We start from the raw sequence: 15974 nt of genomic DNA, 5'->3' as shown, positions 1-15974 counted from the left end.
GTCAAACATGCCGAGGCCGCTCCCACCCGGGTGCGGTCGCAGAAGCTGCATATCTGATTACCGGAGATCGAATGGCGGACGTGGCCGCACTGACCAAGCTGATCGAACCCGAGGCCAAGGCGCTCGGGCTCGAACTGGTGCGCGTCAAGATGTTCGGCGGGGTCAGCGATCCGACGCTCCAGGTGATGGCCGAGCGCCCCGACACGCGCCAGCTGAGCATCGACGATTGCGCCAATCTGTCGCGCCGCATCTCGGAGCGGCTGGACGAACTCGAAGCAGCGGGCCGCGATCCGATCGAGCATGCCTATCGCCTCGAAGTCAGCTCGCCGGGCATCGACCGTCCGCTGACGCGCCTCCAGGATTTCGAGGACTGGAAGGGGCATGAGGCGCGGATCAACCTGACCGAGCCGACCGCCGACAATCGCAAGCAGCTGACCGGCGATCTGGTCGGCGTCGAGGGCGACACCATCACCATCGACGTGCGTAAGCACCGCGAAGTCGCCATTTCCTGGGCGCAGGTCGCAGATGCCAAGCTGCTGATGACCGACCGCCTGATTGCAGCGACCGCGCCGCTCTCCACCGAGGGCGCAGACGAATTCGAAGAAGCCTATGAAATGTCCGCGGACGCGGACGGGGAAGCAGAGGAACAAGACTGATGGCCACCGCCATTTCCGCCAACAAGGCCGAGCTGATCGCGATTGCCGATTCGGTCGCCAAGGAAAAGCTGATCGACCGCGCCATCGTCATCGAGGCGATGGAGGACGCGATCCAGCGCGCCGCCAAGAATCGCTATGGCAGCGAGAACGACATCCGCGCCAAGCTCGACCCGGTCTCGGGTGACCTACGCTTGTGGCGCGTCGTCGAAGTGGTCGAGGCAGTCGACGATTATTTCAAGCAGGTCGATTTGAAGGGCGCGCAGAAGCTCCAGAAGGACGCCGCGATCGGCGACTTCATCGTCGATCCGCTGCCCCCGATCGAATTCGGCCGCATCCAGGCCCAGGCTTCGAAGCAGACCATCTTCCAGAAGGTCCGCGACGCCGAGCGCGAGCGCCAGCACGAAGAATTCAAAGACCGGATGGGCGAGATCATCACCGGCCTCGTCAAGCGCGTCGAGTTCGGTCACGTCGTGGTCGATCTCGGCCGCGCCGAGGGCGTCATCCGCCGCGACCAGCAGATCCCGCGCGAAGTCGTCCGCGTCGGCGATCGCGTCCGCTCGATCATCCTCAACGTCCGCCGCGAAAACCGCGGTCCGCAGATCTTCCTCAGCCGCGCGCATCCGGACTTCATGAAGAAGCTGTTCGCGCAGGAAGTGCCCGAGATTTACGACGGCATCATCGAGATCAAGGCCGCTGCCCGCGATCCGGGTTCGCGCGCCAAGATCGGCGTGATCAGCCACGATTCGAGCATCGATCCGGTCGGCGCCTGCGTCGGCATGAAGGGCAGCCGTGTCCAGGCAGTGGTCCAGGAAATGCAGGGCGAGAAGATCGACATCATCCCGTGGAGCGAAGACACCGCGACTTTCGTGGTTAACGCGCTTCAGCCCGCGAATGTCAGCCGCGTCGTGATCGACGAAGAGGATGACCGCATCGAAGTGGTGGTTCCCGACGATCAGCTTTCGCTGGCAATCGGCCGCCGCGGCCAGAACGTCCGCCTGGCTTCGCAGCTCACCGCCAAGGCGATCGACATCCTCACCGAGACCGATGCCAGCGAGAAGCGCCAGCAGGAGTTCGTTACCAATAGCGAGCTGTTCCAGAACGAACTCGACGTCGACGAGACGCTCGCACAGCTGCTCGTCGCCGAAGGGTTCAGCAGCCTCGAGGAAGTCGCTTATGTCGAGCTGGCGGAAATCGCCGAGATCGAAGGTTTTGACGAGGATCTGGGCGCCGAGCTGCAGAGCCGCGCCGCCGAAGCGCTCGAGCGCCGCGAGGAAGCCAATCGCACCCTGCGCCGCGAAATCGGCGTCGAGGACGATCTGGCGACCATGCCCTATATGACCGAAGCGATGCTGGTCACGCTAGGCAAGGCGGGCATCAAGACGCTCGACGATCTCGCCGATCTCGCGACCGACGAACTGGTCCAGAAGAAGCGCATCGAGCCGCGCCGCCGCAACGAGGACGCGCCCAAGCGCGCCGAGGACAAGGGCGGGATCCTGTCCGAATATGGCCTGACCGACGAGCAGGGCAACGAGATCATCATGGCTGCTCGCGCGCATTGGTTCGAGGACGAGGCTCCGGCTTCGGACGCAAGCTCGGAGGACGCAGTTGCGGAATCCGGACAATGATACCCGCGCGGTAAGAAGAGCGAAGCAGTTCGGCCCCCCTCGCACAGAGGGGCCGGACGGCCAGCCTGTCGAGGCTCGCGCGGATATGCGCGAAGCCAAGGAACCGATTCGCAAATGCATCCTGTCGGGGGAGAAGGAAGCGCGCGAGCATCTCGTGCGCCTGGCCCTCTCGCCCGATGGCGAAGTGCTGCCCGATGTCCGCGCCAAGGCGCCGGGCCGCGGGGCGTGGATCGGCGTGAATCGTGCCGAGCTCGAAGCTGCGATGGCCAAGGGCAAGTTGCGCGGTGCCTTGGCGCGCGCTTTCAAGGGCGAGAAGCTGACCGTTCCGGACGACCTTCCCGAACGGATCGCGGCCCAGCTGGAGCGCAATTTGCTCGACCGGCTGGGTCTCGAATCCAAATCGGGCGCCGTCACCACCGGCGGCGAGAAACTCGACAAGGCGGCGCGCTCGGGCAAGCTTCACATGCTGTTGCATGCCAGCGATGCCAGTGCCGACGGGATGGCCAAGCTCGCCCAGGCATGGCGCGTGGGATCCGATCGCGAAGGATCGAGCCTCAAGGGCTTATCAATACCGGTATCAAGGACTATATTGTCCTTGGCGCTGGGCCGCGAAAATGTGGTACATGCCGGCCTGACCGACGCCAAAGCGGCCAGAAGGGTGAGCGATGCGCTCGACCGCTGGCTGCACTTTATCGGACCCGAACCCTTGCCCGTGCCTTGCGTATCCAGCGCTGAAGGCGCATCGGCGCTTCCGTCGGAAGCGCCGCACGACGACGAACGACAGACTGAAGGACTTTAGGCAGCCGCATGAGCGACACCGAGAACGAAAAGCCGAAATTGGGCATGCGCGCGCCGCTGGGCCTCAAGCGCACCGTCGAGACGGGCAAGGTGAAGCAGAGCTTCAGCCATGGCCGCTCGAACACCGTGGTTGTGGAAGTGAAGCGCCGCCGCGTGCTTGGCCCCCAGAGCGCCGCGCCCGAGGAAGTAACGCCGGCGCCCGTCGCCGCTGAGCCCGCTCCGCCGCCGCCACCGGCCCCTGCCCCGCGTCCTTCGGCTCCCGCCGGCGAGACCGCGCAGGAGCGCCAGACCCGCATGCTCCGCGAAGCCGAAGGGCAGCGGATGAACGCGCTCGAAGAAGCGCGTCGCCGCGAAGAGCGCGAGCGTGCCGAAGCCGCTGAGGCCGAAGCCCGCCGCGCCGAGGAACGTGCCCGCGCCGAGGCCGAAGCCGCCAATGCGCCCAAGACGCCTGCCCTGGCCAAGGCCGCCGAGCCCGAGCCGGTCGTCGAAGCCGCTCCGGCGCCGGCATCCACGCCTGCGCCTGAACCGGCACCTGAGCCGGTCGGCATCGCGCTCGATCCCAATCGGCCCGCGCCGCGCCGCTTCACGCCGGTCGCACGCCCCGAGATTCCTAAGCCGCAGCCCAAGCCCGAGCCCGTTCAGGAACGCGCAGCCGAAGCCACTCCGGCCCCGGCCGCAGGCGGCCCCGCTTCGCCGCGGACGCTGCCCGGCACCGGCGCACCCAAACGCCCCGAGCCGCCTGCGCGTCCGAGCCGTGGCGCTGGCCGTCCCGGTGACGACCGCCGTCAGTCGGGCAAGCTCACGGTCAATCGTGCGCTTGGCGACAATGACGGCGCGCGTGCGCGTTCGCTCGCGGCGCTCAAGCGCGCCCGCGAAAAGGAACATCGCCGCATGGGCGGCCCGCGCGAGCCGCAGATCAAGCAGGTCCGCGACGTTCAGGTTCCCGAGACGATCACCATCCAGGAACTCGCCAACCGCATGGCCGAAAAGGGCATCGACTTGATCAAGTCGCTGTTCAAGATGGGCGTGCCCTCGGCGATGGGCGATACCATCGATCAGGACACTGCCGAGCTGCTGGTCACCGAATTCGGCCACAATATCGTTCGTGTCAGCGATTCGGATGTTGATCTCGAAGTTGACACCGTCGTCGAGGAAGAAGGCGTTCTCCAGCCGCGCCCGCCGGTGGTCACGATCATGGGCCATGTCGATCACGGCAAGACCTCGCTGCTCGACGCGCTGCGCGACACCAATGTGGTGCGCGGCGAAGCCGGCGGCATCACCCAGCATATCGGCGCCTATCAGGTTACCCTGAAGGATAAGTCGAAGATCACTTTCCTCGATACGCCGGGCCATGAAGCGTTCAGCGCAATGCGTGCCCGCGGCGCCAACGTTACCGATATCGTCATCCTGGTGGTGGCGGCGGACGACGGGCTGATGCCGCAGACGATCGAGGCGATCAACCACACCAAGGCGGCCGGCGTGCCGATGATCGTGGCGATCAACAAGATCGACAAGCACGAGGCCAATGCCCAGCGCGTCCGCGAGCGTCTGCTCGAGCATGACGTGCAGGTCGAGGCTATGGGCGGAGACACGCAGGACGTCGAAGTCTCGGCGCTCAAGAAGACCGGCCTCGACGAGCTGATCGAGAAGATCCAGCTCCAAGCCGAGCTTCTCGAACTGCGCGCTAATCCCGATCGCGCCGCCGAAGGTACCGTGATCGAAGCCAAGCTCGACAAGGGCCGCGGCCCCGTCGCGACCGTGCTGGTCACGCGTGGCACGCTCAAGGTCGGTGACATCTTCGTCATCGGCGCCGAAAGCGGCAAGGTGCGTGCACTGGTCGATGACCAGGGCAAGCAGCTCAAGGAAGCCGGACCGTCGATGCCGGTCGAAGTGCTCGGCTTGTCGGGCGTGCCGATGGCGGGTGATTCGCTCCAGGTCGTCGAAAATGACGCGCGCGCCCGCGAAGTCGCGGCCTACCGCGCCGGCGTGATCCAGAACAAGCGCACCACCAATGCTCCCGCCAGCCTTGAGACGATGTTCTCGGCGCTGAAGGAAAAGCAGGCGATGGAATATCCGATCGTCGTCAAGGCGGACACCCAGGGCACGGTCGAGGCGATCGTCGCGGCAATCAACAAGATCTCCACCGACGATATCAAGGCGCGGGTGCTCCATGCGGGCGTCGGCGGCATCACCGAGAGCGACGTTACGCTCGCGGGCGCATCGGGTGCGCCGATCATCGGCTTCAACGTGCGCCCAAATGCCAAGGCGCGTGAGATTGCCGATCGCCAGAAGGTCGCGTTCAAATATTACGACGTGATCTATGAGCTGACCGACGAGATCCGCGCCGGCATGGCCGGGCAGCTCGGGCCCGAGGCTTTCGAAACGGTCGTCGGCCGCGCCGAAATCCGCGAGGTCTTCTCGGCGGGCAAGACCGGCAAGGCTGCGGGTCTGCTTGTTACCGAGGGTGTCATCCGCAAGGCGCTCAAGGCACGCATCACCCGCGACGACGTCATCATCTATCAAGGCGAGATCGCATCGCTCCGGCGGTTCAAGGACGACGTGGCCGAAGTGCGCGCCGGTCTGGAGTGTGGTGTAACGTTCACCCAAAACTTCACCGACATCAAGGCGGGCGACTATCTCGAAACCTTCGAAGTCGAACTGCGCGAACGGACGCTGTAAAAATATCGCCACCCCGGTGGAAGCCGGGGTGGCGTGGATTTGCCATGAAGCACGCCGAAACCCCCGAGACCCGCTCCGTCCGCCTGCTCAAGGTGGGTGAGCAGACGCGCCATGTGCTGAGCGAAATCCTCCAGCGCGGCGATGTGCATGACGATGTGCTGGCCAAGCATATGGTTTCGGTGACCGAAGTCCGCATGTCGCCCGATCTGCGCCACGCCACCGTCTTCGTGAAGCCGCTGCTCGGCAAGGACGAGGAAGCGGTGCTCAAGGCGCTGCGCACCAACACCGCCTATCTCCAGCGCGAAGTCGCCACCCGCGTCAAAATGAAATATGCCGCTAAGCTAAAATTCCTGGCGGACGAGAGCTTCGACGAAGGCAGCCATATCGATCAGCTGCTGCGCGATCCGAAGGTGGCGCAGGATCTCGTCGACGATTCCCAGGACTGACTTGCGCGCCGCGCTCGCCTAGGATGCGGGCATGGCCAAGCTCTATTTCTATTATGCCAGCATGAATGCGGGCAAATCGACCACGCTGCTCCAGGCGGATTTCAATTATCGCGAGCGGGGCATGCGGACGCTGCTGTTCACCGCGGGGATCCACGACCGTGGCGGCAAGGGCGTGATCGATTCGCGGCTCGGGCTCAAGCAGCGGGCGATTCCCTTCGATGAAGCGACCGACTTGCGCGTGATCGCCGAGGAAGAGCATTTCAAGGCACCGCTCGCCTGCATCCTTGTCGATGAATCGCAATTCCTGCAGCCCGAACAGGTCCGCCAGCTGGCGCATCTCGCCGACGAAGTCGGCATCCCGGTGCTCTGCTATGGGCTGCGCACCGATTTCCAGGCCAAGCTCTTTCCGGGATCAGCCGAGTTGCTGGCCCTCGCCGATGCCCTGATCGAACTCAAATCGGTTTGCGAATGCGGGCGCAAGGCGACGATGAACATGCGCGTCGATTCGACTGGCAATGCGGTGCGCGAAGGCGAGCAACGCGAAGTGGGTGGCAATGAGCGCTATGTCGCGATGTGCCGGCGGCACTTCATGCAGCGTACAGGTGTTGGAGCGTAGATCGGCGCTACCGATCTCATTCAGGACAAGCCCATGTTCAAGGCCATAGCCATCACGCTGGCGCCCGCCCTCTTGCTCACTGCTGGCGCCGCCACCGCGCAGGACGTGCCCCTGCCGGGCGGCAAGGAAGTGTCGATCCCGTTCATCAGCCGCGGCAATGTCCGCACCTTCGAGGCCACCCGCAACGGCGAAGGCGTGTACATCCAGAATTCGCGGCGCGACTGGTATTTTGCGCGCTTCTTCTCGCGCTGTAACGAGCTGCCCTTCGCGATCCGCGTCGGCTTCAAGACCTTCGGCAACAGCAGCACGCTCGAGCGCGGCGACACCATCCTCGCCGGACGCGAGAGATGCCGGATTTCGAGCATCGTCCGCAGCGGTCCGCCGCCCAAGAAGGTCAAGAAACCGCGCCGGAGCTGAGCTTCAGCGAACGATCAGATAGTTCATCCTGGCGGCGGCGATCGGCCGCTCGGGATCGTCCTGCCAGGCCACTGCCTCGACATTGGCGACACGATTGCCCAGCCGCGTGACGATCCCGCGCGCCCGCGTCGGCTTGTCGCGGCCGCCGCGCATATAGTCCACGGTCAGATTGATGGGCTTGAAGCGGGCATCCTCGCCGGCCAGCGCCTGCTTAAGCGCGGCGACAGCGGCCATTTCGAGCAGTCCGCCGATCGCGCCGCCATGGAGGAAGCCGGGGCGGCCCAGCAGATGCGTGCCGAACTCCATCAACAGAGTGGGAGCGGTCTTACCCGGCTCTTCGGTGAGCCCAAGCAGTTCGGAATAAGGCAGGCTCACCAATAGCCCTCCACTGCCATGAAGGTGCCGGCGACATTGGCGAGCGGATCGCTCGGATCGCCATCATGCGCCTGCCCGCGGACGAAGGCGATCGAGCGCGTGATCCGGTAGCATTCGCCACGCCCGACCACGGTATGCCCTGGACGGGCCGGGCGGAGATAGTCAATGCGCAGGTCGAGCGTCGCATGGGCATGCAGCCGATCGAGCTTGAGCCAGACGCCGACACTGGCCGCCATGTCCATCAGGGCGAGGATCGGGCCGGAGGCGATCACGCCGGTCGCAGGATCGCCGATCAGTTTCTGGTCGTAAGGCAGGACAAGCTTGGCCCAATCCGGGCCATGCGCGTGATAGGCAATGCCGAGCGTGTTGCCATGCCCGGCGAAGCGGCTGGCGAACAAGCGCTCGGGATCGAAAGTACGGGCGTCTGTCATTGCCCGCGCCCCTAACCCGCGAGCGCCGACCGCGCAAACCCGACTCAGGACGTCAGTGCGATATCGGCCACGTAGAAGTTCGGAATGGTCTCGCCGCTATCGTTTTGGATCCAGAAGCCGTCCATCTCGATATTCTCGGCGCCCAACTCAGCTAGGGAGGCGACCACTTTGGTCCAGCCCCCGGGCTTAACCGTGATGATCTTGGCCTTGCCGTCGATCGGCTTGCCGCCGGTCGTGGCGATAACACGGACCTTGTGCTCGCCATTGGTGCCCTGAACCAGGAAGCTGATGCCGCGATAGGGCGCGGTGCTGAACGGGGCGTGGTGGAGATAGAGGGCCTTATACCCTTCGGCCGAAACCTTGATCGGCTTGCGCGCACTGCCAATGTCCACCGATAGTTCGACGGTGGCGAAGCTCCAATTCTGCCAGCCGGCGCCCAGCGCGTTGGTGTAGATCGCAGCGAGCGCCGGATCGGCAGCAGGCGCTGCTGCGGCGGTGGTGGGCTTGGGTTTGACGGGCGCATCGCCGGGATCGGTCTGGGCAAAGGCGGCGGGTGCGGCGAGCAACGCGGCGGCGGCAATCAGAAACTTCATTTTCCTCTCCTGTCCCCGTGGCGGGATTTCGCCTATCCTTCCCGGAAATGTTAGCGCTAGCAAGGGGCGAGAGGATGAGCGAGCAACGCGTTGCGATCGAGGTGAGGGAGGGCGTTGCCGATGTGCGCCTCACCCGCGGGGACAAGATGAACGCACTCGACCCGGCGATGATCGCGGGGATCATAGAGGCGATCACACAGCTCGAGGCTATGCCCGGGCTGCGCGCAGTGGTGCTGTCGGGCGAAGGCCGCGCCTTTTGCGCCGGGCTCGACATGGCGAGCATGGCGTCGGTGGGATCCGGCGTCGATATTGAGGCGCGAACGCGTGGCATCTCGAACGACTATCAGCAGGTCGCCTGGGGCTGGCGCGCGCTGGCCGTGCCGGTGATCGCGGCGATACACGGCGTGGCGTTCGGCGGCGGGCTGCAGATCGCCAGCGGCGCCGACATCCGCATCGCCGCGTCGGGCACGCGAATGTCGGTGATGGAAATCAAATGGGGCATCGTCCCCGACATGGCCGGCTATGCTTTGTGGCGCGGGATGGTCCGCGACGATCATTTACGCGAACTGGCCTATACCGCGCGCGAGTTCGACGCTGCCGAAGGCCTCTCGATGGGCTTCGTCACTCGCATCGCCGATGATCCGCATGCTCAGGCATTGGCGCTCGCCCGCGAGATCGCCGGCCGCAATCCGCATGCGGTGCGTGCCGCCAAGAGACTCGCCAATCTGGAAGGCGATGCCACCACGATCCTGCTCGCCGAGAGCGCAGAGCAGGCAGCGCTGCTGCGAACGCCCAACCAGATCGAAGCGGTGATGGCGAACATGCAGAAGCGCGCGCCGAACTTCGCCGATTGAATTAGCCGAGCGCCACCTTGGCGCGCGCCTCGGCCTCGGCATGCAGTGCCCAGAAGCTGGCGATATGCTCGCCGCGCAGGCGCCGTTCGAGCACGTCGAGATGCGAGCCCCAGCCGCCGCCGAAATTGATGGCGCCTTCGCGGGTTTCGATGCCGCTATGCGTCAGCGTCAGCCGGGTGCGTTCGCCTAGTTCATCGAGCTCGATCGAGACCTGGCCGTTCTTGCCATCGTCCCAGGTGAAGGTGAGCAGCCGCGGCGGATCGACCGCGAGGATCGTCTCGTTCCAGCTCCTGCCCATATAAGGCGCGTAGCGATCGGGAAACGGGACCTTCTCGTCCGACAGGTTGTCGTGCGCCATGGTCAGCCCGATCTTGCCGCCGATACGAGGCTCAGTCGGCCCGCCCATGAACCAGCGCGCGCGCAGCTCGGGATCGATGAGATAGCGCCAGACGGTCTCGCGCGGGGCATCGAGTTCGCGCTCGAAGACGAGCGTATCGGCAGTGAAGCTGTCGGTCATTCGTGGCTCTCCAATGCGCTGTCCAGGCTTTCGAGGATCGTGCCCCAGCCATGCCGCGTCTGTTCTTCGTAATCCGCCCATTCGGGGGCCATTTCGTGCGTGAGGCGGAGCGTGCAGCCGGCATCTGTCGCCACGATTTCGATGGAGACGCGCGTCCATTCGCCTTCCTCGGCGGGGTCCGCTGCAAACAGAAAGACCAGCCGGTGCGGGCGTTCGATTACTTCGAAAACGAGCCGGTGATGCGCGTCGCCCGAAGGGCGCCGCTCGACGATCAGTCCGCGCCCGCCGACTCGCGCATCGATTTCGCAGGTAAGCATCTCGCCGCCCGGTGTCGCAAACAGGAAGCGGCTCGCCTGTGCCGGATCGAGCCACGCATCGAATACCCGCTCGGGCGCTGCGGCGAAATCGCGCGTCACGGTCAGGATAACCGGCACGCTCATGCGAGATTGAGCTGCCATGAGACGCCGAAGCGATCGCTAAGCCAGCCGAATTTGGCGCTCCAGCCGTAATTGTCAGGCGGCATCAGCACGCTGCCGTCCTCGGACAGCGTCGCGAACAGCCGATCGAACTCGGCGTCGTCGGTGCATTCGACGAAGAAGGAGAAGCTTGGCGTGAAATCGAAGCCGTGCTGGACGAAGCTGTCATGCGCCATCACCTTCTGCCCGGCGATGGTGGCATAAGCGCGCAGGATCGTGCCTTCCGGCCCAGGTCCTTCGGCGCCGAACAGCTCCATCGAATCGATCCGGCTGTTCGGCAAATGCTCGACATAGAAATCGAGCGCGGCGCGGCCCTTGGCACCCTGAAACATCAGGAAGGGAGTCATGCTGGTCATTTGGTGCGGTCCTCGGCGATCAGCGCTTCGAGTCGGTCGAGGCGCACGTTCCAGAATTTCTCCCATTGGCGCAGCCATTGGTCCGCCTCGCCGAGCGGCCCTGCCTTGAGGCTGCACATATAGGAGCGCCCTGCCTTGCGCCGCGCGACGAGGCCTGCATCCTCGAGCACCTTGAGATGCTTGGAAGCGCCGGCGAAGCTCATCGCAAAGGGTTCGGCAAGTGCGCCGATGCTCGTCTCGCCCAGAGCGAGATGGGCGAGCATGCCGCGCCGAGTTGGATCGGCAAGGGCACGGAAGGTGGCGTCGAGTCTTTGTTCAACCATATGGTTTAATACGGTTGAACGGATCAGATTGTCAACTGGTTGGTTTAATATCCGCGAGGGCCGCGGCTCGGACGGCGCGCACGCTGTCCCACGCATAGAGCGCACAGCCTGCCCAGATCAGCGGAAATACGATGAAGTGCACCGCGCGAAGCGGCTCTCCAAACAGCAAGGCGAGACCGAATTGGAGGCTGGGAGCGATATATTGGAGCAGCCCCATCGTCGACAGCGGCAGGCGGCGCGCGGCCGCCGCGAACATCAGCAGCGGGGTGGCGGTGACGGCGCCAGCGGCAAGGATCAGCGCATCGAGCTGCCAGGTTTGGCCGAAGCCGCTATTGTCGTGCACGGCGCTGTAAAGCAGCCAGGCGATGCAGACCGGGGCGAGCAGGATCGTCTCCACGGTGAGGCCGCCCAATGCATCGATCGCGGCGATCTTGCGCAGCAGGCCATATAGCCCGAATGTCGCGGCGAGAGTGAGCGAGATCCAGATCGATCCCCCGCCGCTCAGCGCCATCACCAGCACCCCGGCCCCGGCAACACCGATCGCCACGCCCTGCCATTTGCGCAGCCGCTCGCCGAGCACGGCTATCCCAAGCGCGACGTTGACGAGCGGATTGATGAAATAGCCGAGACTGGCCTCCAGAACGTGGCCGTGCTGGACCGACCAGATATATACCAGCCAATTGACTGCGATCAGAGCCGCGCTGGCAATGAGCAACAGCAACGTCCTGCCCCGGGCGGCTGCAAGCATGGCGCCGGCGCGCTTGAGCGCGACGACCACGCCGACAAGCAACAGCAGCGACCAGACGACACGATGCGCGAGCACCTGGAGCGCGGGAACGCCGGTGAGAATGTGGAAATAAAGCGGGAGCACGCCCCAGATCGCATAGGCGCCGACGGCGAGGCCAAGGCCGCGGCGATCGATTGCAGATGTCGTCGTCATGCGGGGGGCCATTGCGCGGACCGGCGTGAAGGGCAAGCAATGCCGCGTTTGTCCGAGAAAAGCGGAAATGCGCCAAGCCGTTTGCGCGACCCCGCGCCGCCGCTAAGATGCGCGAAAGGGGAGGAATTCATGACCGACGATCAGGGCGCTGCGCTCGACGGCCCGCACGATCATCCGGTGATCGCCACGCTGATCGGCTGCGTGATGCTGGTCGCCGCGGCTGTATTGGTGCCATGGATGCTGCCTGCTTATCCGCAGACGATGCTGATAGGAGGAGGCGCGGCGGCGGGGTTCGTGCTCTGGGCGACCGGCATGATCGCGACGACGCGGTTTTCGGGACTTGGCTGGAAAGCCGGATCGCTGGCGATCCTGCTCGGCGCGGGCGCGCTCGCGGGCCAGCTCACGCACCGCCAATATGATGCCGGGGGGCGGCAGGACCCCAGCAGCTTCGCCGAAATCGAGTTTGGGCCGGCGGGTGCGCCGATCCTGCCGCAGGACGCAGCAGCGCGCGGGCCGGTCTCGAAGTTGTTCGCGGCATCGGTGCAGGCGGCGGCGAGCGAGCGGCGCGCCTATGAGGAGGCGCTGGGCAAGTTCGGGGCGGGCAATCTCAACAGCCCCTATCTGCTGTCACAGAACCTGCAGACGCTGTCGCGTTGCGGCGACCTGGATGCGATCAAGACACTGGCGCTCGAACATGGTGCCAAAAGGGCCGAGCGGACGGCTGCGATCGACCGTGAAATCCAGGTCGCCACGTTCGATCCAGCGCTCAAGGACGCGATCCGCGCGATGGCGATGCCCGATCCTAAAAAAGCCGACGCGCTGTACGACAATCAGGTTGCGAGCGTGAACGCAACGGCAGAGCTGTGCGGGCTGCTAGCCAAGCGTGGCTGGCACGATGCGAACGGCTATTTCGGCTTCGGCAGCGGCGGCGATGCGGCGCAGTACAAGGCGCTGCAGGCGCGCCGCGCGGCGCTGGCGAGCGAAGCGGAAAAGCTCGACAAGGATGCCGTCGCGCGGATGAAGGCGGCGCAGGAGAAGGTCCGTGCGACGCTGAGCTAGGTTCGATTTCAGGCGTTGGGATGAACGGGGGTCGCAGCCTGCTCGCCGACCACTGTGGTCCATGGCAGCACCTGCCAGCCAGTGACGATCCCAGCACTGACATAGGGATCGGCCTTGGCAAAGGCGCGCGCCGCCTCGGCGTCGGTGAAGAGCAGCAATGCGCTTTCAATCGGATCGCCGACCGCGCCGCCGAGGAGCAGCGTGCCGCTGTCCGACGCCTGCCATGCGAGCGCGAGATGGGCATCGCGAAATTCTCCACGGCGCGCGAGATAATCGGGCGACAGCTCGTAGCGGAGCAGGAAGTGCGCCATTTCAGTCCTCGCGTCTGGCGCCGTCGAGCGCCCTGTCGATCCGCGTGCGCGTCGCTTCGTCGTGCGACCGCTCGGCCTTGGTGCGGCCATGAAGCGCGCGGTTGGTCTCGGCCTGTGCCTCACGCATCTTGCGGTCACGCGCCTTGCGCGCCGTTCGCAGGTTGACGACTTCCGCCATCAATCCGCGAACAAAAGAACCGGAGTCTCAAGCAGCTTCTTGAGCGCTGCGACGAAGCTAGCCGCATCGTGCCCGTCGACGACGCGGTGGTCGCAGCTGATCGAGAGGTTCATCAGCTTGGCGCGGACGATCTCGTCGCCGTGGAACACCGGACGCTCGACGATCTTGTTCGGGCCGATGATCGCGACTTCGGGCCGGTTGATCACCGGCGTGGTGACGATACCGCCGAGCGGCCCGAGCGACGTGATTGTCAGGGTCGAGCCGCTAAGTTCTTCTGACTTTGCTTTGCCGGTGCGCGCGGCCTCGGCAAGGCGAGTTACCTCGGCCGCGATCTGCCAGACGTTCAAGTCCTGTGCGTCGCGGATGACGGGGACCATCAGGCCCGCATCCGTCTGCGCCGCCATGCCGAGATGGACGCGGCCGTGGCGAGTAACCACGCCCGCTTCGTCGTCATAGCGGGCGTTGATCATCGGGAATTGCGGAATGGTGCGGCAGATCGCGACGATCAGGAAGGGCAGCATCGTCAGCTTGGGGCGCTGGCCGCGATTGGCGTTGAGATCGGCGCGCATCTCTTCGAGTGCGGTCACGTCGATTTCGTCGACATACGTGAAATGCGGAATGGCGCGCTTGGAGGCGGCCATGTTCTCGGCGATGCGGCGGCGCATGCCGATGACCTTGACGGGTTCGTCGTCGCGGGCCCGGGATGCGTTAGGGGCGTGATAGCCCTGCCCGCTGCCATATCGGAGATATGCGTCGAGATCGGCGTGACGGACGTGCTTGCCGTCCGACTTCACCGAGCCGAGATCGACGCCGAGGTCCTTGGCCCGCGCGCGGACCGCGGGGGAGGCGAGGACTTGGGTATGCGGCGCCGGCGCCTGCTCTTCTTTGTTCCCCTGCGAAGGCAGGGGCCCAGAGTCGGGTGCGTCGCGCTTGGTATCCTGGGCTCCTGCTTTCGCAGAAGAACTGCTAGTGAGCGGTGCTTCGGCAGTCGCTTCCTCGACGCCTGGATTCTCTGCTTCGAGCACGTCCTCGCTCGGCGGCGCAGTCTCGACTGCGGCCTCGTCCGCATCGGTCTCCACGATGATCAGCGCGGAGCCAATCGGCACCTGGTCGCCGACTTCGCCGGCCAATTCGAGCACGACGCCCGATACCGGCGATTCCATCTCGACGGTCGCCTTGTCGGTCATCATGTCGGCGACCTGCTGGTCTTCCTCGATGCGGTCGCCGATCTTGACGTGCCAGGCGACGATTTCGGCCTCGGAAATGCCTTCGCCGATATCGGGCAGGCGGAAGGTAAAGCGGGCCATTAGTTCCTCATCGCTTTCTTGAGTGCTTCGCCGATACGGACCGGACCGGGGAAATAGGCCCATTCCAGGCTGTGCGGATAGGGGGTGTCGAAGCCGGTGACGCGTTCGATCGGGGCTTCGAGGTGGTAGAAGCAGCGCTCCTGGACCAGGGCGGCGAGCTCGGCGCCGAACCCCGCGGTGCGTGTGGCTTCGTGGACGATGACGCAGCGTCCGGTCTTCTTCACCGAGGCTTCGATTGTCTCGATATCGAGCGGCACGATCGAGCGCAAATCGATGATCTCGGCATCGAGATCGCCCAGTTCTTCCACTGTGTTCGCGACGACATGAACCATCGCGCCGTAGCACAGGATGGTAACGTCGTTGCCGGGCCGCACGATCTCAGCCTTGCCGATATCGATCCGGTAATAGCCTTCGGGGACTTCGCCGCCGGGGTGTCCGGCCCAGGTCTTGGCCGGGCGATCGTAATGGCCGTGAAAGGGGCCGTTATAGATGCGCTTGGGCTCGAAGAAGATCGTTGGATCATTGTCCTCGATGGCGGCGATCAACAGCCCCTTGGCGTCATAGGGCGTCGAGGGGATCACCGTCTTGATCCCCGAGATGTGCGCGAAGATCGCCTCGGGCGACTGGCTGTGGGTCTGGCCGCCGAAGATGCCGCCCCCAAAGGGCGAGCGCACCGTGATCGGCGAGATGAACTCACCCGCCGAGCGATAGCGAAGCCGCGCCGCTTCGGATACGATCTGATCGAGCGCTGGATAGATATAATCGGCGAACTGGATCTCCGGCACCGGGCGCAGGCCATAGGCACCCATCCCGACGGCGACGCCGATGATGCCGATCTCGGTGATCGGGGTGTCGAACACGCGGGTCTTGCCGTATTTGGCCTGGAGGCCGGCGGTCGCGCGGAAAACGCCGCCGAAATAGCCGACATCCTCGCCCATCACGATCACGTTAGGATCGCGTTCCATCATCACGTCCATGGCCGAATTGATCGCCTGGATCATGTTCATGCGCGCGGTG

General features: G+C 64.9%; 21 protein-coding genes. 9 read left to right on the top strand and 12 right to left on the bottom strand.

What is annotated here, in order from left to right; translation table 11 throughout:
- The first annotated feature begins 71 nt into the window (after nucleotides 1-71).
- The 7 genes from rimP to ACZZZM_RS04505 all read left to right on the top strand — a co-directional run bounded on the left by rimP (nucleotide 72) and on the right by ACZZZM_RS04505 (nucleotide 7237).
- The gene (gene rimP, locus ACZZZM_RS04535) at nucleotides 72-656 is read left to right on the top strand and encodes a ribosome maturation protein RimP (protein WP_463593923.1); all 585 of its coding nucleotides are present in this window, start codon (nucleotides 72-74) and stop codon (nucleotides 654-656) included.
- A complete protein-coding gene (gene nusA, locus ACZZZM_RS04530; protein ID WP_463593922.1) occupies nucleotides 656-2281 on the top strand; it encodes a transcription termination factor NusA in 1626 nt (541 codons plus the stop codon). The genes rimP and nusA overlap by 1 nt, the downstream gene beginning before the upstream one ends.
- Before the next feature lie 85 nt (nucleotides 2282-2366).
- On the top strand, nucleotides 2367-3080 hold the full coding sequence (locus ACZZZM_RS04525; protein WP_463593921.1) for a DUF448 domain-containing protein: 714 nt from the start codon (nucleotides 2367-2369) through the stop codon (nucleotides 3078-3080).
- An 8-nt stretch (nucleotides 3081-3088) separates the two neighbouring features.
- A complete protein-coding gene (gene infB / locus ACZZZM_RS04520) occupies nucleotides 3089-5758 on the top strand; it encodes a translation initiation factor IF-2 (protein WP_463593920.1) in 2670 nt (889 codons plus the stop codon).
- Between the two features lie 44 nt (nucleotides 5759-5802).
- The gene (gene rbfA / locus ACZZZM_RS04515) at nucleotides 5803-6204 is read left to right on the top strand and encodes a 30S ribosome-binding factor RbfA (protein WP_463593919.1); all 402 of its coding nucleotides are present in this window, start codon (nucleotides 5803-5805) and stop codon (nucleotides 6202-6204) included.
- A 31-nt stretch (nucleotides 6205-6235) separates the two neighbouring features.
- Nucleotides 6236-6820: a thymidine kinase gene (locus tag ACZZZM_RS04510; protein ID WP_463593918.1), complete on the top strand. Its 585-nt coding sequence runs from the start codon at nucleotides 6236-6238 to the stop codon at nucleotides 6818-6820.
- A gap of 33 nt (nucleotides 6821-6853) precedes the next feature.
- Nucleotides 6854-7237, top strand: a complete 384-nt coding sequence (locus ACZZZM_RS04505; protein ID WP_463593917.1) for a DUF6491 family protein — start codon at nucleotides 6854-6856, stop codon at nucleotides 7235-7237.
- A 3-nt stretch (nucleotides 7238-7240) separates the two neighbouring features.
- Here the strand turns inward: ACZZZM_RS04505 and ACZZZM_RS04500 are convergent, their stop codons facing one another.
- Genes ACZZZM_RS04500 through ACZZZM_RS04490 form a run of 3 tightly spaced genes read right to left on the bottom strand, consistent with a single transcriptional unit; the run spans nucleotide 7241 to nucleotide 8636 of the window.
- Nucleotides 7241-7612, bottom strand: a complete 372-nt coding sequence (locus ACZZZM_RS04500; protein WP_463593916.1) for a PaaI family thioesterase — start codon at nucleotides 7610-7612, stop codon at nucleotides 7241-7243.
- Nucleotides 7609-8043, bottom strand: coding sequence for a PaaI family thioesterase (locus ACZZZM_RS04495; protein ID WP_463593915.1), 435 nt, complete (start codon nucleotides 8041-8043; stop codon nucleotides 7609-7611). Before ACZZZM_RS04495 ends, ACZZZM_RS04500 begins: the two co-directional genes overlap by 4 nt.
- A 44-nt stretch (nucleotides 8044-8087) precedes the next feature.
- A complete protein-coding gene (locus tag ACZZZM_RS04490) occupies nucleotides 8088-8636 on the bottom strand; it encodes a hypothetical protein (protein WP_463593914.1) in 549 nt (182 codons plus the stop codon).
- A 74-nt stretch (nucleotides 8637-8710) separates the two neighbouring features.
- On the opposite strand from ACZZZM_RS04490, the gene ACZZZM_RS04485 reads away from it, so the two are divergent.
- Nucleotides 8711-9490: a crotonase/enoyl-CoA hydratase family protein gene (locus ACZZZM_RS04485; protein WP_463593913.1), complete on the top strand. Its 780-nt coding sequence runs from the start codon at nucleotides 8711-8713 to the stop codon at nucleotides 9488-9490.
- Nucleotide 9491: 1 nt separating this feature from the next.
- Here ACZZZM_RS04485 and ACZZZM_RS04480 read toward each other — a convergent pair whose 3' ends face one another.
- Genes ACZZZM_RS04480 through rarD form a run of 5 tightly spaced genes read right to left on the bottom strand, consistent with a single transcriptional unit; the run spans nucleotide 9492 to nucleotide 12102 of the window.
- Nucleotides 9492-10007: an SRPBCC family protein gene (locus tag ACZZZM_RS04480; protein ID WP_463593912.1), complete on the bottom strand. Its 516-nt coding sequence runs from the start codon at nucleotides 10005-10007 to the stop codon at nucleotides 9492-9494.
- On the bottom strand, nucleotides 10004-10447 hold the full coding sequence (locus tag ACZZZM_RS04475) for an SRPBCC family protein (RefSeq protein WP_463593911.1): 444 nt from the start codon (nucleotides 10445-10447) through the stop codon (nucleotides 10004-10006). The genes ACZZZM_RS04480 and ACZZZM_RS04475 overlap by 4 nt, the downstream gene beginning before the upstream one ends.
- Entirely contained in the window at nucleotides 10444-10839 is a 396-nt protein-coding gene (locus tag ACZZZM_RS04470; RefSeq protein ID WP_463593910.1) for a VOC family protein, read from the bottom strand. Before ACZZZM_RS04470 ends, ACZZZM_RS04475 begins: the two co-directional genes overlap by 4 nt.
- Nucleotides 10836-11162, bottom strand: coding sequence for an ArsR/SmtB family transcription factor (locus tag ACZZZM_RS04465; RefSeq protein ID WP_463593909.1), 327 nt, complete (start codon nucleotides 11160-11162; stop codon nucleotides 10836-10838). The genes ACZZZM_RS04470 and ACZZZM_RS04465 overlap by 4 nt, the downstream gene beginning before the upstream one ends.
- 31 nt (nucleotides 11163-11193) lie before the next feature.
- On the bottom strand, nucleotides 11194-12102 hold the full coding sequence (rarD, locus tag ACZZZM_RS04460; protein WP_463593908.1) for an EamA family transporter RarD: 909 nt from the start codon (nucleotides 12100-12102) through the stop codon (nucleotides 11194-11196).
- A gap of 129 nt (nucleotides 12103-12231) precedes the next feature.
- Between rarD and ACZZZM_RS04455 the strand changes: the two genes are divergently transcribed.
- The gene (locus ACZZZM_RS04455) at nucleotides 12232-13161 is read left to right on the top strand and encodes a hypothetical protein (protein ID WP_463593907.1); all 930 of its coding nucleotides are present in this window, start codon (nucleotides 12232-12234) and stop codon (nucleotides 13159-13161) included.
- Nucleotides 13162-13169: 8 nt separating this feature from the next.
- Here ACZZZM_RS04455 and ACZZZM_RS04450 read toward each other — a convergent pair whose 3' ends face one another.
- Genes ACZZZM_RS04450 through ACZZZM_RS04435 form a run of 4 tightly spaced genes read right to left on the bottom strand, consistent with a single transcriptional unit; the run spans nucleotide 13170 to nucleotide 15964 of the window.
- A complete protein-coding gene (locus tag ACZZZM_RS04450; RefSeq protein ID WP_463593906.1) occupies nucleotides 13170-13472 on the bottom strand; it encodes a YciI-like protein in 303 nt (100 codons plus the stop codon).
- 1 nt (nucleotide 13473) lies between these two features.
- Nucleotides 13474-13650: a DUF4169 family protein gene (locus ACZZZM_RS04445; protein ID WP_463593905.1), complete on the bottom strand. Its 177-nt coding sequence runs from the start codon at nucleotides 13648-13650 to the stop codon at nucleotides 13474-13476.
- Complete coding sequence (locus tag ACZZZM_RS04440; RefSeq protein ID WP_463593904.1) at nucleotides 13650-14957, bottom strand: dihydrolipoamide acetyltransferase family protein; 1308 nt, start codon at nucleotides 14955-14957, stop codon at nucleotides 13650-13652. The genes ACZZZM_RS04445 and ACZZZM_RS04440 overlap by 1 nt, the downstream gene beginning before the upstream one ends.
- Complete coding sequence (locus ACZZZM_RS04435) at nucleotides 14957-15964, bottom strand: alpha-ketoacid dehydrogenase subunit beta (protein ID WP_463596374.1); 1008 nt, start codon at nucleotides 15962-15964, stop codon at nucleotides 14957-14959. The genes ACZZZM_RS04440 and ACZZZM_RS04435 overlap by 1 nt, the downstream gene beginning before the upstream one ends.
- Nucleotides 15965-15974: the final 10 nt, after the last annotated feature.

Source organism: Sphingomonas sp. AC522 (assembly GCF_979258125.1).
Note: the sequence above shows the minus strand (reverse complement) of the source record. Positions and strands in the feature narration are given on the sequence as shown.